We start from the raw sequence: 21,998 nt of genomic DNA on the forward strand, positions 1-21,998 counted from the left end.
TTGGGATGGCGGGCCGGAGTGGGTGAGAGCCCCGTACGCGAAAACCAGTTTCAAGGACCTTGGTGGTGTTCCCGAGTAGCAGCGAGCTCGTGGAATTTGCTGTGAATCTGCCGGGACCACCCGGTAAGCCTAAATACTTCCTGAAGACCGATAGCGGACTAGTACCGTGAGGGAAAGATGAAAAGTACCCCGGGAGGGGAGTGAAAGAGTACCTGAAACCGTGTGCCTACAAGCCGTCAGAGCCTGCTTTGTTGGGTGATGGCGTGCCTTTTGAAGAATGAGCCTGCGAGTTAGTGCTGCGTGGCGAGGTTAACCCGTGTGGGGTAGCCGTAGCGAAAGCGAGTCTGAATAGGGCGATTGAGTCGCGTGGTCTAGACCCGAAGCGGAGTGATCTACCCATGGCCAGGGTGAAGCGACGGTAAGACGTCGTGGAGGCCCGAACCCACTTAGGTTGAAAACTGAGGGGATGAGCTGTGGGTAGGGGTGAAAGGCCAATCAAACTCCGTGATAGCTGGTTCTCCCCGAAATGCATTTAGGTGCAGCGTCGTATGTTTCTCCACGGGGGTAGAGCTACTGGATGGTCTAGGGGCCTTACCGGGTTACCGAAATCAACCAAACTCCGAATACCGTGGTGTTAGAGTACGGCAGTGAGACGGCGGGGGATAAGCTTCGTCGTCGAGAGGGAAACAGCCCAGAACACCAGCTAAGGCCCCTAAGTGTGTGCTCAGTGGGAAAGGATGTGGGATTGCCCAGACAACCAGGAGGTTGGCTTAGAAGCAGCCACCCTTGAAAGAGTGCGTAATAGCTCACTGGTCAAGTGGTCCTGCGCCGACAATGTAGCGGGGCTTAAGCACACCGCCGAAGCTGTGTCATTCATGCAATACATCGGCTTGGACTCTTGAAGTCCTTGTCTAGTGGTATGGATGGGTAGGGGAGCGTCCTGCATCCAGGGAAGCGGCGGCGGAAGCCAGTCGTGGAGGGTGTGGGAGTGAGAATGCAGGCATGAGTAGCGAATGCAGAGTGAGAAACTCTGCCGCCGGATGACCAAGGGTTCCTGGGCCAGGCTAATCCGCCCAGGGTAAGTCGGGACCTAAGGCGAGGCCGACAGGCGTAGTCGATGGACAACGGGTTGATATTCCCGTACCCGAGCATGTGCGCCCATGACGAGGCGTTTGATACTAACCACCCAAAGCGCATCTGTGAGGCCTTCGGGCTGAGTGGGTGTTGTGGAGCGTGGGACCTGATTTCGTAGTAGTCAAGCGATGGGGTGACGCAGGAAGGTAGCTCCGCCAGGCGATGGTTGTCCTGGTGTAAGCGTGTAGGCCGGAACATAGGCAAATCCGTGTTCCATGAGGCTGAGACGTGATGCGTAGCCGTTTGAGGCGAAGTAGAGTGATCCTATGCTGCCGAGAAAAGCCTCTAGTGAGTGCATGCACGGCCCGTACCCCAAACCAACACAGGTGGTCAGGTAGAGAATACCAAGGCGATCGGGTGAACTGTGGTTAAGGAACTCGGCAAAATGCCCCCGTAACTTCGGGAGAAGGGGGGCCAAACATCCTGAAGCTTCTTGCAAGCTAGGGGTGGGTGGCCGCAGAGACCAGCGGAAAGCGACTGTTTACTAAAAACACAGGTCCATGCGAAGTCGCAAGACGATGTATATGGACTGACGCCTGCCCGGTGCTGGAACGTTAAGAGGACCGGTTAGCCTTTCGGGGCGAAGCTGAGAATTTAAGCGCCAGTAAACGGCGGTGGTAACTATAACCATCCTAAGGTAGCGAAATTCCTTGTCGGGTAAGTTCCGACCTGCACGAATGGCGTAACGACTTTCCGGCTGTCTCAACCACAGGCCCGGCGAAATTGCACTACGAGTAAAGATGCTCGTTACGCGCGGCAGGACGGAAAGACCCCGGGACCTTTACTATAGTTTGGTATTGGTTTTCGGTTCGGCTTGTGTAGGATAGGTGGGAGACTGTGAAGTGGTCACGCTAGTGGCTGTGGAGTCGTTGTTGAAATACCACTCTGGTCGAATTGGGAATCTGAACCTCGGGCCATGATCTGGTTCAGGGACAGTGCCTGATGGGTAGTTTAACTGGGGCGGTTGCCTCCTAAAGAGTAACGGAGGCGCCCAAAGGTTCCCTCAGCCTGGTTGGCAATCAGGTGTTGAGTGCAAGTGCACAAGGGAGCTTGACTGTGAGACAGACATGTCGAGCAGGGACGAAAGTCGGGACTAGTGATCCGGCACCTCCTGGTGGAAGGGGTGTCGCTCAACGGATAAAAGGTACCCCGGGGATAACAGGCTGATCTTGCCCAAGAGTCCATATCGACGGCATGGTTTGGCACCTCGATGTCGGCTCGTCGCATCCTGGGGCCGGAGTAGGTCCCAAGGGTTGGGCTGTTCGCCCATTAAAGCGGCACGCGAGCTGGGTTTAGAACGTCGTGAGACAGTTCGGTCCCTATCCGCCGCGCGCGTAGGATACTTGAGGAAGGCTGTCCCTAGTACGAGAGGACCGGGACGGACGAACCTCTGGTGTGCCAGTTGTTCTGCCAAGGGCATGGCTGGTTGGCCACGTTCGGAAGGGATAACCGCTGAAGGCATCTAAGCGGGAAGCCTGTTCCAAGATGAGGTATCCCACCCCATGTGGGTTAAGGCCCCCAACAGACCATTGGGTTGATAGGCCAGAAATGGAAGCACAGTAATGTGTTGTCGAGTTGACTGGTACTAATAGGCCGAGGACTTGCCTACGAAGATGTTACGCATCCACTCTACGGTTCTGAAACACCACACCGGTGAACAGTGTTCATGGTGTGTGTTGTTTCGTAGTGTTTCGGTGGTTATAGCGTCAGGGAAACGCCCGGTCCCATTCCGAACCCGGAAGCTAAGCCTGACAGCGCCGATGGTACTGCAACCGAAGGGTTGTGGGAGAGTAGGACACCGCCGAACTTAACGTGAGGGAAGGGCCTGGGCCCGGTAGAGACCAAGAGTCTCCCGGCCCAGGCCCTTTTTCCATTCCCACCCCGGCTCGCCGGCCGTACACCTGACCCTCCGGACAGGCGAGTTCCGGCCCCAATCACGCGAGTTCCGGGTCCAGTCACGCGAGTTCCGGGTCCAGTCACGCGAGTCCCGCCCGCAATCACGCGAGTCCCGGCCTCAGACACATGACTTCCGCCAGGCCGGCCGCGGTGATGCCTCCCCGATCACGAGTGACGCCCCTCCGGACACGCATGATCCCTCCCGGAGCACGCGTGATGCCTCCCAGCGCTCCCCGCCGGGCGGAGCCGGTTCGGGAAACGCGTGATCAGACCCGCAACTCGCGTGATTGAGGCCGGAACTCGCGTGATTGAAGGCGGAACTCGCGTACCAGAGGGCGGTAGCGGGTGCGGGGCATGAAGAAGGGGGTCAGGAGCGGAGCTCCTGACCCCCGAAGGCCGGTGAGAAGGGCGGGAAGGTGGCGGTTACTTGATGGCGGAGCCGGCCTGCCAGTCGGCCCAGGACTTGGACCAGTCGCCGTACAGGTCCCAGACCGGGAGCTGCGGGCCCCCGGAATTGGTGACCTCGACGACGTCGCCCAGGCCCATGTTCTGGAAGAACCACTGGGCGTTCGCGTCGTTCAGGTTGATGCACCCGTGGGACACGTTGGAACTGCCCTGCTGGCCCACGCTGTTCGGGTTCTCGTGGACGAACTCGCCGTCGTTCGAGATCCGCTCCGACCACTTCTCGTTCGAGCGGTACGCCTTCGGGTCCGGGGGACAGACGCCGTACGTGCAGGAATCCATCGTGTAGTTCGCCTGCTTGTCCGAAATCACGTGCGCGCCCAGGTGGGTCGGGGTGGCGTCCTTGCCCATCGAAATCGGCATCGACTTCACCATCTGCCCGTTGTGGAAGATCTGCATCTGCTCGCTGTTCCCGTCCGCCTTCGCGATCCAGGAATCGTGCACCTTGTACGTTTCCGTACGATCCTCCGCGCCGAACACCCCGCCGCCGAAATCGACGCCGTAGATCTTCGCCGTCACCTTCAGCGTCGTGCCCGCCTTCCAGTACTCCTTCGGCCGGTAGTGGACGTTCGAGTCGTCGATCCAGTACCAGCTGCCGTCCTGCTTCGGGGTCGACTCCACCGTCAACGCCTTCTCGACCGCCGCCTTGTCCTTGACGGCGACCTTGCCGAAGCTGAACACGATCGGCTGGCCGACGCCGACGCCCGTGCTCGCCACCGCGGACGGCGCCGGGATCAGGTTGGCGTTCGCCTGCTTCTTCGGCGACAGCGTCGTGATCTGGTTGTCCTGCTCGACCGGCTTCCCGTTGGCACCCTGGGCGTGCGCGACGATCTTGTACGTCGTGCCGTAGCCGAGGGGCTCGCTGGACGTCCAGCTCGACCCGTCGGCCGCCAGCTTGCCGGCGACCGTCTTCCCCTTGGCCGTGTTCGTCACCGCCACGTCGAGGAGCTTCCCGTTGGCCGCCTTGACGACGATCGGCGTCGCCGGGTTCACCGCCGCGCCGCCCGCGGGCTCGAACGTCACCGCGACCGGGGTCTCGGACGGCGAGGCGGACCCCGACGACGGCGCCCCACCGGCGGGCGAACCACCGTCGTCACCGGACGAACAGGCGGAAAGCAGCAGTGCTCCGGCAAGGATTCCGGCCACCGAAAGTAAAATCTTCTTGGGGAGCATATTGTCTCTTTTTGGGAATCGGGATCGGCGGGCATTCGTCATCAAAACTACGCGATAGCGATGACGTTCTTACCAGCGGATCGGTGCATCGGCGTGACGTGGATCACGTGATGACGAGTCCGGGTGCGCCGTACAGCCCCGGCCCGCTCACCGACAGCGCGCCGAGGTATTCGCGCGCCGCGGTGTACGCCTCTTCCGCCAGTGTTTCCGTGTGCCCGAAATCCAGGGGGTTCACACGTACCGGGGCGGGCCCCGGGAGGTAGATCACCGGCACCTGCGCGGCCGCCACCGGCGCCTCCAGCACGGCCTGGTTCCGCATGCTGATCATCGCGGTGAACATCATCACCTCGGCGAACGTCCGCGGCGCGCCCGGCAGCTTCCCGGGGAACGCGCAGTCGAGCACCACCAGCGACTTCGCCCCCATGGCGAGGGCCTGCCGCATCGGCACGTTCGCGACGAGCCCGCCGTCGTACAGCAGCTGCCCGTCGTGGGCCACCGGCGGGAAGATGCCGGGGATCGCGCAACTCGCCAGGAGCGGCTCGAGCAGGCGCCCGGAGCGGATCAGCAGCGGCTCGGCCGTGTCGACCTGTGTCGTGACGACGCCCAGTGGCAGTGCCAAGTCCTCGAAGCGCGTCGAAGCGCCGAGGTGGTCGGCGATGATCCCGGCCAGGCCGGTGTTGGGGAACAGGTGCGTCTTGCTCTGCGTCAGCGTCCGGACGCGGCTGAGCACGCCGCCGGGGAACGCCTCGGCCCGGGTCATGTGCACCCAGATGTCGTGCAGCCGCGCGAGCGCGTCTTCGCCGGAGCGGGCCAGCACGGCGGCGTTGAGCGAACCGACCGACGTGCCGGTCACGACGTCCGCCGTGAGGCCGGCTTCGGTCAGGGCGCGCAGCATGCCGACCTGCATGGCGCCGAGGCTGCCGCCTCCGCCGAGGACGAAGCCGACCGGCCGGGGGAGATCCGCGAGACTCATACCGCCGAATGTAGTACTCAGGGCACGCGTTCGGGCTCCGGCTCGGGCGTGGCCAGTGCCTTGCGCTTCTTCAGCCGCACCAGGAAGAACACCGCGGCCGCGGCGAGCACGCCGACCACGATCAGGCCGCCGGTGTTCAGGGCGCCTTCGATGCGCTTCGCGGCTTCGCCCAGCGCCGCGCCGATGCTGATGTGGACCAGTGACCAGCAGAACGCGCCCGCCGCGGCGGCGGGCAGGAACTTGCGGAACGCCAGCCCGGACGTCCCGGCCGCGGCGGGTGTCAACGTCCGGATCACCGGCAGGAACCGGGCGAAGAACACCGCCCAGGCACCCCGGCGTTCCAGGACGGTGGTGGCCTTGTCCCAGGCCTCGAGGCCGTACTTGCGGATGAGCTTCGTCTCGCGCAGGCGCGGCCCGAAGCGGCGGCCGATGCCGTAGCCGAGCGCGTCGCCCGCCGTCGCGCAGACGGTGACGACCAGCCACAGGACCAGGAACCGCGGGACGGTGTTCGCCGTCGTCGCGGCGACGAGCAACCCGGATTCGCCGGGGGCCAGGAAGCCCAGCCCGATCGTGCACTCGGCGAACACCAGGCCGCCGGTCACGGCGACGAGCCCCGGTTCCGGCAGGCCTTGCAACCAGCTGAGGAAGTCCGAAACCAGGGCCATGCCCGCCACTTTACCGATCCTTTAAGGATAGTGGGGTGACGCGCGTCACCTGGCCAGAAGGGACGCGGCTTCCTGTGCCGCGGGGCCTTCGGCCGTCAGGTGCCGCAGGTTCTCGGGCAGGACCTCGCCGCGGTGGGCTTTGGTCTGCGCGTAGAGGCGTCCCGCGCGGTACGACGAGCGCACCAGCGGCCCGGCCATCACACCCGCGAAGCCCATCGCTTCGGCAGACTTCGAGTGTTCGACGAATTCCTCCGGCTTCACCCACCGGTCCACCGGGTGGTGCCGCGGCGAGGGACGCAGGTACTGCGTGATCGTCAAGATCTCACACCCCGCATCGACCAGATCCCGCATCGCCGGCGCCACCTCCTCCGGCGTCTCACCCATCCCGAGAATCAGGTTCGACTTCGTCACCAAACCGGCCGCACGCGCCGCCGTGATGACCTCCAAAGAGCGCGCGTACCGGAATCCCGGGCGAATGCGCTTGAAAATCCGCGGCACCGTCTCCACGTTGTGGGCGAGGACCTCCGGCCGCGAGCCGAACACCTCGGCCAGCTGCGCGGGGTCGGCGTTGAAGTCCGGGATCAGCAACTCGACACCCGTACCCGGGTTCAGCTCGTGGATCTGCCGCACGGTCTCCGCATACAGCCAAGCACCACCATCGGGCAGGTCATCCCGGGCAACACCGGTGACCGTCGAATACCGCAACCCCATCGCCTGCACCGACTCCGCGACCTTCCGCGGCTCGGTGCGGTCCAGCTCCGCAGGCTTCCCCGTGTCGATCTGACAGAAATCACACCGCCGCGTGCACTGGTCCCCACCGATCAGGAACGTGGCCTCACGGTCCTCCCAGCACTCATAAATGTTCGGGCAGCCGGCCTCTTCACACACCGTATGAAGACCTTCGCGGCGAACCAGACCCTTGAGCTCGGTGAACTCCGGCCCCATCCGCACCCGCGTCTTGATCCACGGCGGCTTCTTCTCGATCGGCGTCTCACTGTTGCGAACCTCGAGACGCAACAGCTTCCGGCCCTCAGGTGCAGCACTCACGAGCTCAACCGTACGCCCGTCCGGGCTACGCGGGATCCGGGGTGACGCCGGTCAGCTTCGCGGTGACGTCCCACAACGCGGCCCCCAGCGACTCGCTGCGCGCGGCGGACAGGGGACGCCCCTTGACCGGGTTGCCCCGCGTGCCGCCGAGGCCGCCCGGCACGATGTAGTCGCCGCTCTCGACGCCGTCCGCGGTGGCCGCGTACAGCTGCGGCAGCGCGCCCTGGCGGACGTTCTGCGCGAAGAGCACCTCGCCGATCCGGTGACCCCCGGCGATGACCGCGCGGACGACCGGGTTGGTGTACGAGCGCGCCATCCCGCTGCCGAGGCCGGTGGCGGTGTAGCCGGGGTGGGCGGCGACGCTGAGGACGTCGTCGCCCGCCGCGCGCAGCCGCCGGTCGAGCTCCAGGGCGAACACCTGGTTGGCGAGCTTCGACTGCCCGTACGCCGTGGCCGGGTTGTAGCGGCGGTGCTCGGCGTTGGGGTCTTCGAGGTCGATCCGGGCGCCGACGGCGGCCAGGCTCGACAGCGCGACGACGCGGGCGTGCTGCCGGCCGCGCAGGGCGGGCAGCAGCAGCCAGGTCAGCGCCGCGTGCCCGAGGTGGTTGGTGCCGAACTGCAGCTCGAAGCCGTCGGCGGTGCGGCCGCGGGCGGTCGCCATCACGCCGGCGTTGTTCACCAGCACGTCCAGCGCGTCACCGGTGCGTTCCCGCACCGACGCGGCGGCCGCGCGCACCGACGCGAGCTCGCTCAGGTCCAACGGGATGAGCTCGGGTTCGGCGCCCGCGGCGGCCGCTTTCACGGTTTCGAGTGCCTTCGCGCCGCGCTCGGCGGAGCGGCAGGCGAGGAGCACGCGGGCCCCCTTGCCCGCGAGCACCTCGGCGGTGCGCAGCCCCAGACCGGAGTTCGCCCCGGTGACCAAAACGGTCCGGCCGCTCTGATCGGCGATGTCGGCGTCGGTCCAGCGCTGTGTCATGGGTGAAACTTAAACCTGTTCACGCACTGGGCGCGAGCAGTCGGCGCAGGTGTCCGATCACCGGACGGCGGCGCACGGATTCTTCACGGTTCGCGCGCAGCAGCGCCTCGAACGCGTGGCCCACCTTGACGATCTCTTCGGCGGGTTCGCGCGGGTCGGCCAAGCCGGCCGTGACGGCGAGCATCCGCAGCTCGCCTTCGTGCATCCGGCGCAGCGACGCGTGCCGCTCGTAGGCGCCGTCGAGGACCGCGCGCAGGTCGGCGTGCTCGTCGACGGCGGCGCGCCAGGCGCGGGTGACGGCGTCGACGTGGTCGCCGAGGCCGTCGGCGTCGTCCGGGTCGATGACCTCGGCGCGCAGGCGCCCGCTCAGCGTCCGCGTCCACTGGTACTGCAGGGCGGTGAGGACGTTTTCCTCGGTGCCGAAGTGCTCTTCGGCACCGGGCACCTCCTCGAGCGGCAGCGGCTCGCCCGGGTTCCGGGCGGCCAGGCGGACGGTCGCTTCGAGGATTTCCTGACGTCGGTAGAAGTCTGTCCAGCTCATGGTGGCTCCCCTTCCGTGGCCCGGGTCATACCGCCGGTTTGCGGCATACTCCCGGTACGGACCTGACGCGCCGAACATACCATGAGTATGGAGAGCGGTTCCGGGCGTAAAGTTGTGAAGGTGGCGACAATGAGGTCCAGACGACTCGACTACTCCGAGTCGACGCGGTCCGCGCTGGTCGACAGCGCGGTCGAACTGTTCACCAAGCGCGGTTACGCGGGGACCTCGCTCGACGAGATCGCCAAGCGGGCCCGGGTGACCAAGGGTGCGCTGTACCACCACTTCAGCGGCAAGCAGGCACTGTTCGAAGCCGCGTTCGACCAGGTCGAAAGCCTCGTCTACGACCGCCTCGACAAGATCATGACCGGCGAGGGCACGCCGTGGGAACGGGCGCTCGGCGGGCTCAACGCGTTCATCCGCGCCTGCCTCGACCCCGCCTACCAGCGGATCGCCATCCACGAGGCGCCGGTCGTGATGGGCTGGGAACGCTGGCGCGAGGCCGAGGAGCGGTGCAGCTTCGGGCTGGTCCGCTCGGGCCTGCAGTCGCTGATCGACGCGGGCGAGGTCGAGCCGGTGCCGGTCGAGGTCACCGCGCGGCTGCTGTTCGGCGCGCTGTCGAGCGCGGCGACCGAAATCGCCAGTTCGCCCGACCCGAAGAAGGTCGGCGCCGAGATCGAGGACGTGATCGTCCGCATGCTGGTCCGGCTGAGGCGCACGGAGCCCGACCTCTCTATAGGCTGACGTCGTGGACTTGAGGATCTTCACCGAGCCCCAGCAAGGGGCCAGCTACGACGACCTGCTGCGCGTCGCGAAGGCGACCGAAGCCGCCGGGTACGACGCGTTCTTCCGCAGCGACCACTACCTGAAGATGGGCTCGGCCGACGGCCTGCCCGGCCCGACCGACGCGTGGATCACCCTCGCCGGCCTGGCCAGGGAGACCAGCCGGATCCGGCTGGGCACGCTCGTCACCGCGGCGACGTTCCGCCACCCGGGACCGCTGGCCATCTCCGTGGCGCAGGTCGACCAGATGTCCGGCGGCCGCGTGGAGTTCGGCTTCGGCGCGGGCTGGTACGACGCCGAGCACGAGGCGTACGGCCTGACGCTGCCGCCGCTGAAGGAGCGCTTCGACCGCTACGCCGAGCAGCTCGAGATCATCACCGGGCTGTGGAAGACGCCGGCGGGCTCGACGTACTCGTTCGCGGGCGAGCACTACACGCTGTCCGAGTCGCCGGCGCTGCCGAAGCCGGCGCAGTCCCCGGCCCCGCCGGTGATCATCGGCGGCGGCGGCAAGAAGCGCACCCCGGCCCTCGCGGCCCGGTTCGCCGACGAGTTCAACCTGCCGTTCACCGACGCGGAGACGGCGCTGGCCCAGTTCGCCCGCGTCGAAGCCGCGGCGGCGGAAATCGGCCGGGACCCGAAGGAGATCCTGCGCTCGGTGGCGTTGGTGATCGGGGTCGGGCGGTCCGACGCGGAGGTCGCTCAGCGGGCTTCGGTGATCGGGCGGGAAGTGGCCGATCTGCGAGCCGACGGGCTGGCCGGGTCGCCCGCGGAGGTCGTCGACCGGATCGGGCAGTGGCGGGAGAAGACCGGGGTCACGCGGGTCTACCTGCAGCTGCTGGACCTGTCGGACCTGGACCAGATCGAGCTGATCGCCGCCGAGGTCGCGCCGCAGCTGGACTGAGCAGCCCCCGTTTTCCACGCTAGCGGAACGGTCCGACAGTTCCGGAGCTTGAACCCGTGAAGGCCACCTGTTTGTCCACAGGTGGCCTTCACGGGTTTCAGTTCTGGAGGGCGAAGGTGACGCCTGCGGCCTTCGGGGCTTCCGGGCGCGGCAGCCAGCGGTCCTCGCTCACCGGGAGCTCGCCTTCGAGGGCCGCCAGCACCGCGTCGCGGGCCAGGGGGAGGACCGCCTCCACCGTCACGTCGCGCTGGAGCTCGTAGGACAGCGACGTCACGCCCGCGTCGCGGATGCCGCACGGGACGATCGAATCGAACGCTGCCAGGTCCGCGTTGCAGTTCAGCTCGAAGCCGTGCATCGTCACGCCTCGCTGGACGCGGATGCCGATCGCCGCGATCTTGCGCTCTATCCCTCGCTCGTCGGCCGGGATCCACACGCCGCTGCGGCCCTCGACGCGGCCGCTCGCCACTCCGAGCTGGTCGCACACGTGGATCAGCGCCTCCTCGAGGCGCCGCACGTAGTGGACCACGTCGATCGGGTCGGCGAGCTTGACGATCGGGTAGCCGACCAGCTGGCCCGGGCCGTGCCAGGTGATCTTGCCGCCGCGGTCGACGTCGATCACCGGGGTGCCGTCCGTGGGGCGGTCGGCCGGCTCGGTGCGCTTGCCCGCGGTGTACACCGACGGGTGCTGCAGCAGGAACATCGTGTCCGGCGCGGTGCCGTCGGCGCGCTCGGTGAGCCGGCTGCGCTGGAGCTCCCAGGCTTCGGTGTAGTCGATCGTGCCGAGCTCGCGGACGTCGACGGGCTCGGTGCTGGCGCGGCAGGAAGTGCGGGAAGAACTCACCCGTCGAGGCTACGCCCGTCACCCGGGGGAAGCAGCCGCAAGGCGCACGCTGAGAGCAGCCCGACACCGGTCACCGCCAGCACTGCGCCGATCGTGTCCGTCACCCAGTGCACGCCGAGCACGACGCGGCAGGCGGCCGACAGCGCCACCGCCACCGCGACGGCCGCCGCCACGCGCCGGACCAGCCGCGGCCACACCCACGCGCACAGCAGGAGCAGGACGAACCCGGTGCTCGCCACCGACACCACGTGCCCGCTCGGATAACTCAGGTCCGGGTAGTCGCGCGGGCGTTCCCGCAGGAAGACCGGCTTGAACACCAAGCTGGTCAGTCGGCACAACAACAGCACGACCGCCAGCCGGACGCACAGGCCGAAGTGCTCACGCCGCCGCAGCGCCAGCGCCAGCAGCGCGACGCCGAGGACGTAGGGGAGCACCGGGCCGACGACGTCGCTGCCGGCCTGCGCGACCCGCCCGAGCGGCTCCGCGTACACGCCGTGAAGAGCGTCCGACACCGCGACGTCGAGGGCCAGCGGTTGCCGCGCCACGCTCAGCCCCAGCAGGACGAACGCAGCCGAAAACACCAGGCCCACGACGAGCCAGCGCTGCAGCCGGACAGTCATGCCGCGGCGAGCGCGCTGTCCAGGGTCCGGTGCCGGAACTCGTAGCCGGACCGCTCCAGCACCGCGGGGACCGCTCGCTGCCCGAACAGCGCCATCTCCTCGCCGGCCTGGCCGAGCACGGCCTTGAGCGCGAACCCGGGCACCCACCACGGTGCCGGCCGGTGCAACACGCGGCCGACCGCGCGGGTGAACTCGGCGTTGGTCACCGGGGCCGGACCGGTCAGGTTCACCGGCCCCGACACGTCGTCGTGCGTCAGGACGTGGACGATCGCGCCGACCTCGTCCTCGAGGGAGATCCACGGCATGTACTGGCTCCCGTCGCCGAGGCGCCCGCCCAGGCACAGGGCGAAAAGGGGGCGCAGCGTGCCGTACAGCCCGCCCTTCGCGGACAGGACCAGCCCGGTCCGGATCCGCACGACCCGCGCGTCCCCGGCGGCCGCCGTCGCGGCTTCCCACGCTTCGCACAGCTCGGCCAGGAACCCCCGGCCACGCGGCGCGGATTCGTCCACAGTGGACGCGTGCGTGTGGCCGTAGTACCCGACGGCGGAGGCGTTGACGAGCACCCCGACGCCGTGTTCGGCGACGGCTTCGGCGAGCACTTCGGTCGGCTCGACCCGGCTGTCGGTGAGCTGCTGCTTGCGCATCGCGCTCCACCGGCCGGGGAACAACCGCTGCCCGCCCAGGTTCACCACGGCGTCGACGCCCTCGAAGGCGCCGCTCGCGACGGTGCCCGACGGCGGGTCCCAGCGGAATTCGCCGCCTTCGCGGGCTTCGCGCCGCACCAGGCGGCGGACTTCGTGGCCTTCGCGCCGCAGGCGTTCGCCCAGCGCCGACCCGATCAAGCCGCTCGCTCCGGCGATCAGTACTCGCATGGTTCGATCGTGGCCCATCAGGGTCGCAGGCGCACGCCCAGGTCCCGCGCGAACGCGGGGAGGTCGGAGAGGATCGCCAGGCCCAGCCCGGGAAGCGGGACCTCGGGGAAGTCCGTGCCGGTGTAGAACATCGCGACGGTGCCGCCGTCCGCGGACAGCCCGAAGCCGCGGTTGCGGGGCAGGCTCCCGCCCTTGTACAGCGCGTCGCCGCCGAGCTTCCGGCGTGCGAGCGCGACAGCGGGCGTGTCCGCGGTGGCGAGGTGGCGGTGGAAGGCGAACAGCTGCGCCGCTGTGCCCTTGGCGGTCTTCTGCGTCCAAGCCCACTCCGCTTCGGCGGAGATCGGCTCGCCCCGGACGCGGCCGAGGACTTCCCGCCGGAACGCGGGAGAGGCGGTGAAGCGCGCGGTCAGGTCCGGGTGGCCGGGGAAGAACGAGCGGAGGGTTTCGCCGCAGAACCAGCGGAGGTCCGCGTCCGGCCAGCCGCCGTCCTTCGCCGCCGCCCGCAGCGCCTCGTCGCCGAGCCGGGCCCGGAGGTGGTCGGGGGCCGCGTTGTCGCTGACGGAGATCATCGCCGTGGCGATCGCGTCGAGCGGGACGAGCTGGTCCGGGTCGCGGGCGATGCCGTACTCGTCGCAGGCGATGCCCAGGGAGGTCAGGGCCCGGCGGTGCGCGCCGTCGCCGAGCGGGCCGTCGCCGTCGAAGGGGTGGAACGCGTCCCAGTCGCCGACCCGCACCGGCTCGTCCGGGTCCAGCCCGCCGGCCACCGCCGTCGTGTAGGCGAGCAGCTGGACGACTTTGATCGTCGAGGCCAGGACGCGTGGCACGTCCGGGAGGTGGCTGAGCCGGAGCCCGGCGCCGTCCTCGGCGACCACCGAAACATCGCCGCGGTGGCCGGCGAGCCAGGTCCGGAACGCCGCGAAGGGCTCCCCACCGGCTGGTGCGGAGCCCTTCGCGGTCATGCGGTCAGAGGCCGAGTTCGCTCTCGAAGTTGCCCTCTTCCAGGCGCTGCTTGATCGTCGTCAGGAAGCGGCCCGCGTCGGCCCCGTCCACCAGGCGGTGGTCGTAGGTCAGCGGCAGGTACGCCATCGACCGGACGGCGATCGTGTCGTTGCCGTCGGCGTCCGCGACCACGACCGGGCGCTTGACGACCGCGCCGGTGCCGAGGATGCCCGACTGCGGCTGCACGATGATCGGCGTGTCGAACAGCGCGCCGACGCTGCCGATGTTCGTGATCGAGAAGGTGCCGCCCGACAGCTCGTCCGGCTTGATCTGGCCCGCCCGCGCGCGGCCCGCCAGGTCGGCGATCCGGTGCGCGAGACCGGCCAGGCTCAGCTCGCCCGCGTCGTGGATCACGACCGAGAGCAGCCCGCGCTCGGTGTCCACCGCGATGCCCAGGTGCACGGCGCCGTGGTAGGTGATCTCCTTCGTGTCCTCGTTGTAGGACGCGTTGACGTTCGGGTGCTGCTTGAGCGCCTCGACCGTGGCCTTCGCGAAGAACGGCAGGAACGTCAGGTTGACGCCCTCGCGCTCCTTGAAGCCCGCCTTCGCCCGCTGCCGCAGCTTGGCGATCTTGGTGACGTCGACCTCCTGGACCTGCGTGAGCTGCGCGGCGATCTGCAGCGACTCGCGGGTCTTGGTGGCCGTGATCTGGCGGATCCGGCTGGCCTTCTGGACCGTGCCGCGCAGCGCCGCCAGCTCCGGCGACACCGGGGCCGCGGGACGCGCGGCGGGCGCCGACGGAGCGGCCGCGGCGGCGGGAGCAGCCGCGGGAGCCGGGGCGGCCGCCGCCTTCTGCTTCTCCTCGGCCGCGGCCAGGACGTCCTGCTTGCGGATCCGGCCGCCGACGCCGCTGCCGGTCAGCGACGCGAGGTCGATGCCGTGCTCCGACGCGAGCTTGCGGACCAGCGGCGTGACGTACGGGCCGTCCGCCGAGCCGTCCTTCGCCGCGGCGGCCGGGGCCGCCTCGGTGGCCTTGGCCGCGGGGGCGGCCTGCGGCTGCGGCTTCGGTTCCGGCTTGGGCTCGGGCTTCGCCTCCTGAACCGGCTCGGGCTTCGGCTCGGGCTTGGGTTCGGGCTTGGGCTCCGGCTCGGACTCCGCCTTCGGCGCCGCGTTCGCGTCGCCGATCACGGCCAGGACACCGCCGACCTCGACGGTCTCGTCCTCGCCCGCGCGGATCTCCAGCACCGTGCCGGCCACCGGCGACGGCACCTCGGTGTCGACCTTGTCGGTCGAGATCTCGAGCAGCGGCTCGTCGACCTCCACCGAGTCGCCGACCGCCTTCAGCCAGCGCGTGACGGTGCCCTCGGTGACGCTTTCGCCCAGCTCGGGCAGCTTCACCTCGGTGCCTTCGCCACCCGCCGCCGGCGCGGTGTCCGGCTTGCTCGGCGCGCTGTCCTCGGCCTGCGGCGCGGACTCCTCCTGCTGCGGCTCCGGCTCGGACTCCTGCTGCTCTTCCTGCGCCGGGGCGGAGGACCCGGAGGACTCCGGCACGCCGCCGGACCCGTCGTCGATCACGGCGAGCTCGCCGCCGACCTCGACGGTCTCGTCTTCCTGGGCGCTGATCTTCACGACCGTGCCCGCCACCGGGGAGGGCACCTCGGTGTCGACCTTGTCGGTCGAGATCTCGAGCAACGGCTCGTCGACCTCGACGGTGTCGCCCTCCTGCTTAAGCCACCGGGTGACGGTGCCTTCGGTGACGCTCTCCCCGAGCTCCGGCAATGTGACGGAGTAGGCCATCGTTCGCTGACTCCTCTTCCAAGTTCTGCGTGGTCTGGGTTCTGCTGGTGGGACGTCAGCTGTGCACGTGCAGCGGCTTCCCCGCGAGGGCGAGGAACGCTTCACCGAGGGCCTCGGTCTGGGTGGGGTGGGCGTGGATGAGCGGCGCGACGTCCTCGGGGAAAGCCTCCCAGCTGTAGATCAGCTGCGCTTCGCCGATCAGCTCGCCGACGCGGTCGCCGACCATGTGGACGCCGACGACCGGGCCGTCCGGGGCCTTGACCAGCTTGACCCCGCCGGAGGTCTTGAGGATCTGGCTCTTGCCGTTGCCGCCCAGGTCGTAGGTGAACGTCGTGACGTCCGAGCCGTACTTGTCCTTCGCCTGCGACTCGGTCAGCCCGACCGACGCGACCTCCGGGTGGGAGTAGGTGACCCGCGGGATGCCGCTCTCGTCGATCACGCGCGGGTTCTGCCCGGCGATCTCCTCGGCGACGAAGATGCCCTGCTGGAAGCCGCGGTGCGCGAGCTGCAGGCCGGGGACGATGTCGCCGACGGCGTAGACGTTCGGCAGGTTCGTGCGCAGCCGCTCGTCGGTGAGGACGAAGCCGCGCTCGATCTTGACGCCGGCCTCCTCGTAGCCGTGGCCCGCCGAGTTCGGCCCGCGGCCGACGGCGACCAGCAGCAGGTCGGCCTCGATGGTCTCGCCGGACTCCAGCGAAACGCTCACGCCGTTGTCGTCCTGCTTCGCGCCGGTGAACTTCACGCCGGTCTTGAAGGCGATCTTGCGGCGGCGGAAGGCGCGCTCGAGCTGCTTGGAGGCGAACTCGTCCTCGTTCGGGACCAGCCGCGGCAGGGCTTCGACGATGGTGACGTCGACGCCGAAGGAGGCCCACACGCTGGCGAACTCGACGCCGATGACGCCGCCGCCGAGGACCACGACCTTCTTGGGGACGTAGTCGAGGGCCAGGGCCTGCTCGCTGGCGATGATGCGGCCGCCGAGCTCCAGGCCGGGCAGCGTGCGCGAGTACGAGCCGGTGGCGAGGATGACGTTCTTGCCGGTGTAGCGGGTGCCGTCCACCTCGACGGTCGTGCCGCCGACGAACGTGCCGCTGCCCTCGACGAGGTTCACCTTGTGCGCCTTGGCCAGGCCCTGCAGGCCCTTGTACAGGCGGGCGACGATCCCGTCCTTGTACTTGTTGACCCCGGCGATGTCGATGCCCTCGAAGACGGCCTTGACGCCGACCGCTTCGGCTTCACGGGTCTCGTCGGCGACCTCGGCGGCGTGGAGCAGGGCCTTGGTCGGGATGCAGCCCCGGTGGAGGCACGTCCCGCCCAGCTTGTCCTTCTCGATCAGCGTGACGGAAAGGCCCAGCTCGGCCGCGCGGAACGCCGCGGCGTAGCCGCCCGATCCGCCTCCCAGGATCACGAGGTCGGCGGAGGTGTCGGTCACTTCATTAACTCCTCGGCAAGCAGTGGGGTGGTGCTCTGTCGTCGCCCCTGCCCGGTATAACCGCGCGCGCGACACCCGCCATCTTGTCACTACGCCGGACGGGGCTGCGAGCTAGCCGGGTGTGCGACGCCGACCACACGCGGAGTCCGGGATACTGAGTGGCGTAGGTCTCGGGAGAAGAGGTGGTCGAGGTGGGGCTCTTCGACTCGCTGCGCAGGCGGGCCAAGGGTGGACAGCGGGCCGGTACGCTGCGGAAAGCCAGCTCCGAGGACACTCGTCACCTGGAAGAGTGGATGGCCACGCGGCGGGGTGTCGAGGCGTTCGTGGAGCCGAAGACCAACATCACGGACACCACTGTGGTGTTGATCGCCCACGACGGCGAATGGACCCGCCGCCGCATCGGCAGCCTGGAGGCCGCGCAGCAGTTCGGCCACCGCCGCTCGATCCCGGTGTACGAGGTCGCGCGCGTCGGGTACCCGAAGCGGATGCGCGAGTACACCGAGCGGAAGAAGCGCGGCCAGGTCTAGAGGTCGATCCGGCCGACGACCTCGCCGTGGTGGGCCTGCCCGGTGGGGCGGAAGCCCAGCTTGAGGTAGAAGTCCTCGGGGCCGCCCTCGGCCGGGAGCCAGAGCACGGTCACGGCCGTGTTGCCCCGTCTTCGGGCTTCCTCCAGGACCGTCTCCACCGCGAAGCGGCCGTAGCCGCGGCCCTGTACCCCGGCGCCGACGTTGAGCCGCCAGATCCCGCAGCGGAAGAAGTCGAACTCGGCGTCCGGGTCGAACGCGCCCATGACGAAGGCGACCGGTTCCCCGTCCCGCAGGATCAGCCGGGGCCAGGCCACGTCCGGCTGGGTGTAGGCCTCGGCGAGCGAGACGGCAACCGGCGCCACGAAGTCCTTCTGGTGCGGTTCGACGGCCAGCTGGCACGCGGCGGCGACGTTGTCGCGGGTGATCTGCTCCGCGGTGAGAGTGGTCACCCGGTCCAACCTACGTGGCTTGGGCGAGCAGGGTGGCGTGCTGGACCAGCGCGGCGCGGAACGAGGGGTGCACGGTGGTGCCGAGGACCGGGTCGACCTCGACCACGTTTCCCGAAGAGAGCAGCAGCACCGCCGGGTCCGACAGCACCACGACACCGTCCTCGGCCCGCAGGTCCGCCGTGCCGAGCAGGCGCGGGAAGACCACGTCCGCGGGCAGGCCGTCGCAGGTGCGCAGGAATTCGCGGTGGTCCTCCGGCAGCGAAACACCCAGCCGCAGCTCGGCCGAGCGGATCGCCGACTCCGACGCCGGGGGCGGGGGCGTCACGCCGCCGCGCAGACGCAGGATCGCCGCGATCAGCTCCGGCCAGCTGCCCAGGTCCGGCGGGTACCGCTCGTGCAGGGCCGCGACCAGCGCCCCCGCGCACCCCGGCGCCCAGTCGCGCAGGCCGAGCGGATCGGCGCCGGCCACCAGCGCGGGCGCCAGTGCCCGGGTCGCCGCCAACGTGGCGACGTCGGGGTGCGGCCCGGCGAGCGAAGCCCAAAGCTCGAGGTCACCTTCGGCGAGAGCGGTGCGAACCCGGTCCGGGCGCGCGGGCGCGACGTGCTTCACCACCTCGGCGACCGGGCCGGGCGGGAGAACGCCCTCGAGGTCGGACACCGGACGACGCAGCGAAACCGTGTGCGCGCGCTCCTCGGCATCGAGGTCGAGCGGCGGCAACCCCTCGGCCCAGTCCGGACGCGCACCCCAAGCCTCGAAGAGCATCGCCCACGCGCGCGCCCGTACCGGGTCCGCGGCCAGGGCGGCCACCGGCCGTTCCGTGCGGGCCAGCCACTGCGTGACCAGCCGGTCGGCCTCGTCGAGGGCGCCGGCGACGGCGAGCAGCAGGGCCGCGTGGCCGACCTGGTCGTCGACACGCGGTTCAGCCGCGGTCAGGACGTCGCGGACCGCCGCCTCCAGGTACTCACCGGCGTCCACGCCACGACCCTAGCCCAGCGCTTGTCCGGCGCCCGGGTGCAGCGGTACCGGGTCGGTCTGCGTCGCCAGCTGCCGCGTGATCTCCTTCGCCGCCGGGTGCACCTTCGCCAGCTCCGCCTGCTTGTCGAAGATCAGCTTCGTGATCGCGCACGCGTTGCCCGCCGGGAAGTCCTCGCGCACCAGCAGCAGGTTGGGGACCACCACCGTCGGCACGTCGGCGGGCTGCGCGTAGGCCGCCTTCGGGATCACGGCCTGGTCGTAGACCGGGTTGACCTTCTTCAGCGCGGGCAGCAGCGGCGTGATGTCGAGGAACTTCACCTTGTCCTTCATGGCTGTGGTGATGTCGGTGATCTGCGCGGTCGGCAGCCCGCCGGACCAGACGAGCCCGTCCAGGGTGCCCGCCTTCATACCGTCCGCCGTCTTGGCCAGGTCCAGCCGCTGTGCCTGGACGTCGGTGTCGGGCTTGAGCCCCGCCGCCTGCAGGAGACGGTTCGCGATCACCTCGGTGCCGGACTTCGGCGAGCCGGTCGAGATCCGCTTGCCCTTCATGTCGGCGATGCTGTTGATGCCGGCGTCGGTGCGCACCAGGACCTGCGTCGAGTTCGGGTAGATCCGGGACAGGGCCTGGATCTTCTGCGGCTTGCCGTCGAAGGATCCCTTGCCGTTGACGGCGTCCGCGGCGGTGTCGGCCAGCGAGAACGCGACGTCGTAGTTGCCGGCCACCAGCTGCTGGATGTTCTGCACCGACGCACCGGTTTCCGCGGCCGTCGCGCGCAGCTTGGTGTTGTTGCTGATCAGCTGGGCCAGCCCGCCGCCCAGCACGTAGTAGACGCCGCCGCTGTTGCCGGTGGCGATGGTGATGCGGCCCTCGCCGGCTTCGCAGGACTGTGTTCCCCCGCCGGGAGCGGCCTGGTCGGTCTGCTGTTTCCCGCCGCAGCCGGTGACGGCCAGAGCGAGCACCGCGGCGGCGGCGACTGCGCGTTTCATGCTGTCCTCCTCTTGATCACGGCGTGGGTTCCCAAGGCGGCGGCGCCGCACCCGGCACCGATCGCGATCGGGATCGGCTCCAGGTAGAGCAGGCACAAGGCGGCGGGCACGAACAGCAATCGCACCGGAAGGCCGACCGGCCCGAAGAGCCAGCCCCCGGTGACCACCGCCAGCGCGGCGACGGCGAGCGCGGACACCGCCGTCACCCACAGCACGGTGACCACGTCGGACTCCAGCAGCAGCGCGGCGCCGTTGTCGGTCAGCACGAAGGCGATCGGCACCAGGAACGCCGGGAGCGTGTACTTCCAGCACTGCCACATGGTGCCGAGCACCGAGCCGCCGGTGATCGCGGCCGAAGCCACCGCCGCGAGCGCGGTCGGCGGCGTGACCTCGGACAGCACGGCGTAGTAGAAGATGAACATCGCGCGCTCGGCGTCGGCGACGCCGAGCGTCTCCAGCGCGGGGCCGATCACGACCCAGGCGATGATGAAGCTGGCGGTGACCGGCACGGCGAGGCCCAGCACGCCGACGGCGATCGCCGAGAGCAGCACGGTCAGGATGAGGATCACCGTGCCGTTGTCGGTGAGCGCGCCGGCCAGTTCCACCAGCGCGTCGGCGAGTTCGAGGCCCAGCCCGGTCTTGGTGATGGTCGAGGTGATCACGCCGGCCGCCGCGCAGACCGCGATCACCGGCAGCGCGCCCCGGACACCGGCCGACAGCGCGTCCACCATGTCCCGGGCCCACCCGCGCACGTCGTGACGCCGGGCGAGCAACGCGAACAGCGCGGCGACGCCGGTGGCGTAGACCACCGCGGCGAACGGCGGGATGTCCAGGGCGAGGAACACGACGATGATCGCCAGCGACAGGAAGTGATAACCCCCGCGCCGCAACAGCTTCCACGGGTCGTCGTGCGGGACGTCGACGGCTTCGGCCTTGAAACGCCGCGCGTCGGCCTCCATCGCGAACACGATGCCGAGGTAGTAGAGCAGCGTCGGGACGGTCGCCCAGATCAGCACCTTCAGGTACGACGTCTGCAGGTACTCGGCGATGATGAACGCGGCGGCGCCCAGCGTCGGCGGCGAGAGGATGGCCCCGATGCCGGACGCGGCGAGCAGGCCGCCCGCGTTTTCCTTGGGGTACCGGGCTTTCTGCAGGATCGGCCAGGTGATCGAGCCGAGGCTGACCGCCGTGGCCGTGCCCGAACCCGACACCGTGCCGAGCAGGAAGCCCGACAGCACGGTGGTCCGGCCCGGTGCCGTCCGCGACCGGCGGAACGCGGCGAAGGAGATGTCCACGAAGAACTTCCCGGCGCCGGAGGCGTTGAGCACCGCGCCGTAGAGGGTGAACAGCACGATGTAGCTCGCCGCGACGTCCAGGGGAGTGCCGTAGAACCCGCTCGCGTCGTTGAAGAGCGCGTTGACGATCTGGCTGAAGTCGACGCCGGCGTGGGCGATGCCCCAGTTCTGCGGGAGGAAGCCACCGTAGTAGGCGTAGGCGAGGAACAGCAGGCAGACGATCGGCAGCACCAGCCCGGTGGTGCGGCGGGTGGCTTCGAGGATCAGCACCAGCAGCAGCGCGCCGGCCACGATGTCCAGCGGGGACAGGATGCCCTGGCGGTTCAGGAAGTCGTCGTAGCCGACGAGCACCGGGTAGAGGCCGACGGCGAGGGCGACGACGGCCAGCGCCCAGTCGGTCCAGCCGGGGTCGTCACGGCCGCGCAGCCGCGGGCGGTAGCAGAGGAAGACCAGCGGCAGGGTCACGCCGAGGAAGAGCACGAGGTAGAACTGGTTGCCCTTGGCGAACGGGAAGAACACCTGCTTGAGCACGAGAACCGCGACGGCGAGGGCGACGAAGTAGACGACGCGGTCGGGAACGCGGGACAGCTTCCGCGCCGGGCGTTCCTCGTCGTGCTCGGCGGCGATTTCGGCGGGGGAGTCGCGTTCCACCGGCTCGGTCGTCACCCGGCCACGGTACGGTGTCGCGGATCACACCGAAAGGGATCTTCCGGCGGAA

19 protein-coding genes and 2 rRNA genes (1 of these 21 cut by a window edge) are annotated in these 21,998 nt (G+C 68.9%); 5 read left to right on the forward strand and 16 right to left on the reverse strand.

Annotation, left to right across the window (positions count from 1 at the left end):
• A 23S ribosomal RNA gene (locus QRY02_RS00010) occupies positions 1-2,743 on the forward strand; it begins 380 nt to the left of the window's first position.
• A gap of 81 nt (positions 2,744-2,824) precedes the next feature.
• A 5S ribosomal RNA gene (gene rrf / locus QRY02_RS00015) occupies positions 2,825-2,941 on the forward strand.
• A 512-nt stretch (positions 2,942-3,453) separates the two neighbouring features.
• Here rrf and QRY02_RS00020 read toward each other — a convergent pair.
• From QRY02_RS00020 to QRY02_RS00045, 6 genes are all read right to left on the reverse strand, one after another.
• Complete coding sequence (locus QRY02_RS00020) at positions 3,454-4,665, reverse strand: L,D-transpeptidase (RefSeq protein ID WP_285989420.1); 1,212 nt, start codon at positions 4,663-4,665, stop codon at positions 3,454-3,456.
• A 103-nt stretch (positions 4,666-4,768) separates the two neighbouring features.
• Complete coding sequence (locus QRY02_RS00025) at positions 4,769-5,638, reverse strand: patatin-like phospholipase family protein (RefSeq protein ID WP_285989421.1); 870 nt, start codon at positions 5,636-5,638, stop codon at positions 4,769-4,771.
• A gap of 17 nt (positions 5,639-5,655) precedes the next feature.
• Positions 5,656-6,303 (reverse strand): DedA family protein, encoded by a 648-nt coding sequence (locus tag QRY02_RS00030; RefSeq protein ID WP_285989422.1) that lies wholly within the window; start codon positions 6,301-6,303, stop codon positions 5,656-5,658.
• Positions 6,304-6,348: 45 nt separating this feature from the next.
• Complete coding sequence (lipA, locus tag QRY02_RS00035; RefSeq protein WP_285989423.1) at positions 6,349-7,350, reverse strand: lipoyl synthase; 1,002 nt, start codon at positions 7,348-7,350, stop codon at positions 6,349-6,351.
• Positions 7,351-7,375: 25 nt separating this feature from the next.
• On the reverse strand, positions 7,376-8,326 hold the full coding sequence (locus QRY02_RS00040; protein WP_285989424.1) for an oxidoreductase: 951 nt from the start codon (positions 8,324-8,326) through the stop codon (positions 7,376-7,378).
• A gap of 19 nt (positions 8,327-8,345) precedes the next feature.
• The gene (locus QRY02_RS00045; protein ID WP_285989425.1) at positions 8,346-8,867 is read right to left on the reverse strand and encodes a hypothetical protein; all 522 of its coding nucleotides are present in this window, start codon (positions 8,865-8,867) and stop codon (positions 8,346-8,348) included.
• A gap of 129 nt (positions 8,868-8,996) precedes the next feature.
• On the opposite strand from QRY02_RS00045, the gene QRY02_RS00050 reads away from it, so the two are divergent.
• The gene (locus QRY02_RS00050; RefSeq protein WP_285989426.1) at positions 8,997-9,608 is read left to right on the forward strand and encodes a TetR/AcrR family transcriptional regulator; all 612 of its coding nucleotides are present in this window, start codon (positions 8,997-8,999) and stop codon (positions 9,606-9,608) included.
• 4 nt (positions 9,609-9,612) lie between these two features.
• Positions 9,613-10,548 (forward strand): LLM class F420-dependent oxidoreductase, encoded by a 936-nt coding sequence (locus QRY02_RS00055; protein ID WP_285989427.1) that lies wholly within the window; start codon positions 9,613-9,615, stop codon positions 10,546-10,548.
• Positions 10,549-10,645: 97 nt separating this feature from the next.
• On the opposite strand, the gene lipB is transcribed toward QRY02_RS00055, so the two are convergent.
• Genes lipB through lpdA form a run of 6 tightly spaced genes read right to left on the reverse strand, consistent with a single transcriptional unit; the run spans position 10,646 to position 17,046 of the window.
• Positions 10,646-11,389 (reverse strand): lipoyl(octanoyl) transferase LipB, encoded by a 744-nt coding sequence (lipB, locus tag QRY02_RS00060; RefSeq protein WP_285989428.1) that lies wholly within the window; start codon positions 11,387-11,389, stop codon positions 10,646-10,648.
• On the reverse strand, positions 11,386-12,009 hold the full coding sequence (locus tag QRY02_RS00065; protein WP_285989429.1) for a phosphatase PAP2 family protein: 624 nt from the start codon (positions 12,007-12,009) through the stop codon (positions 11,386-11,388). Before QRY02_RS00065 ends, lipB begins: the two co-directional genes overlap by 4 nt.
• The gene (locus tag QRY02_RS00070) at positions 12,006-12,881 is read right to left on the reverse strand and encodes a TIGR01777 family oxidoreductase (RefSeq protein WP_285989430.1); all 876 of its coding nucleotides are present in this window, start codon (positions 12,879-12,881) and stop codon (positions 12,006-12,008) included. The genes QRY02_RS00065 and QRY02_RS00070 overlap by 4 nt, the downstream gene beginning before the upstream one ends.
• A gap of 17 nt (positions 12,882-12,898) precedes the next feature.
• Positions 12,899-13,840 (reverse strand): serine hydrolase, encoded by a 942-nt coding sequence (locus QRY02_RS00075; RefSeq protein WP_285989431.1) that lies wholly within the window; start codon positions 13,838-13,840, stop codon positions 12,899-12,901.
• 4 nt (positions 13,841-13,844) lie between these two features.
• Complete coding sequence (gene sucB, locus QRY02_RS00080; RefSeq protein WP_285989432.1) at positions 13,845-15,617, reverse strand: 2-oxoglutarate dehydrogenase, E2 component, dihydrolipoamide succinyltransferase; 1,773 nt, start codon at positions 15,615-15,617, stop codon at positions 13,845-13,847.
• A 55-nt stretch (positions 15,618-15,672) separates the two neighbouring features.
• Positions 15,673-17,046: a dihydrolipoyl dehydrogenase gene (gene lpdA / locus QRY02_RS00085; protein ID WP_093953353.1), complete on the reverse strand. Its 1,374-nt coding sequence runs from the start codon at positions 17,044-17,046 to the stop codon at positions 15,673-15,675.
• 182 nt (positions 17,047-17,228) lie between these two features.
• Here lpdA and QRY02_RS00090 point away from each other — a divergent pair, with 182 nt between their 5' ends.
• Positions 17,229-17,573, forward strand: coding sequence for a hypothetical protein (locus tag QRY02_RS00090; RefSeq protein WP_014466777.1), 345 nt, complete (start codon positions 17,229-17,231; stop codon positions 17,571-17,573).
• Here QRY02_RS00090 and QRY02_RS00095 read toward each other — a convergent pair.
• Genes QRY02_RS00095 through QRY02_RS00110 form a run of 4 tightly spaced genes read right to left on the reverse strand, consistent with a single transcriptional unit; the run spans position 17,570 to position 21,946 of the window.
• Complete coding sequence (locus tag QRY02_RS00095; protein ID WP_285989433.1) at positions 17,570-18,022, reverse strand: GNAT family N-acetyltransferase; 453 nt, start codon at positions 18,020-18,022, stop codon at positions 17,570-17,572. The two genes, QRY02_RS00090 and QRY02_RS00095, sit on opposite strands and share 4 nt — an antisense overlap.
• Before the next feature lie 10 nt (positions 18,023-18,032).
• Entirely contained in the window at positions 18,033-18,998 is a 966-nt protein-coding gene (locus QRY02_RS00100) for an SMI1/KNR4 family protein (protein ID WP_285989434.1), read from the reverse strand.
• 9 nt (positions 18,999-19,007) lie between these two features.
• On the reverse strand, positions 19,008-19,985 hold the full coding sequence (locus QRY02_RS00105; protein ID WP_285989435.1) for a TAXI family TRAP transporter solute-binding subunit: 978 nt from the start codon (positions 19,983-19,985) through the stop codon (positions 19,008-19,010).
• A complete protein-coding gene (locus tag QRY02_RS00110; protein WP_285989436.1) occupies positions 19,982-21,946 on the reverse strand; it encodes a TRAP transporter permease in 1,965 nt (654 codons plus the stop codon). The genes QRY02_RS00105 and QRY02_RS00110 overlap by 4 nt, the downstream gene beginning before the upstream one ends.
• Positions 21,947-21,998: the final 52 nt, after the last annotated feature.

The organism is Amycolatopsis sp. DG1A-15b, assembly GCF_030285645.1.
Classification (GTDB): domain Bacteria; phylum Actinomycetota; class Actinomycetes; order Mycobacteriales; family Pseudonocardiaceae; genus Amycolatopsis.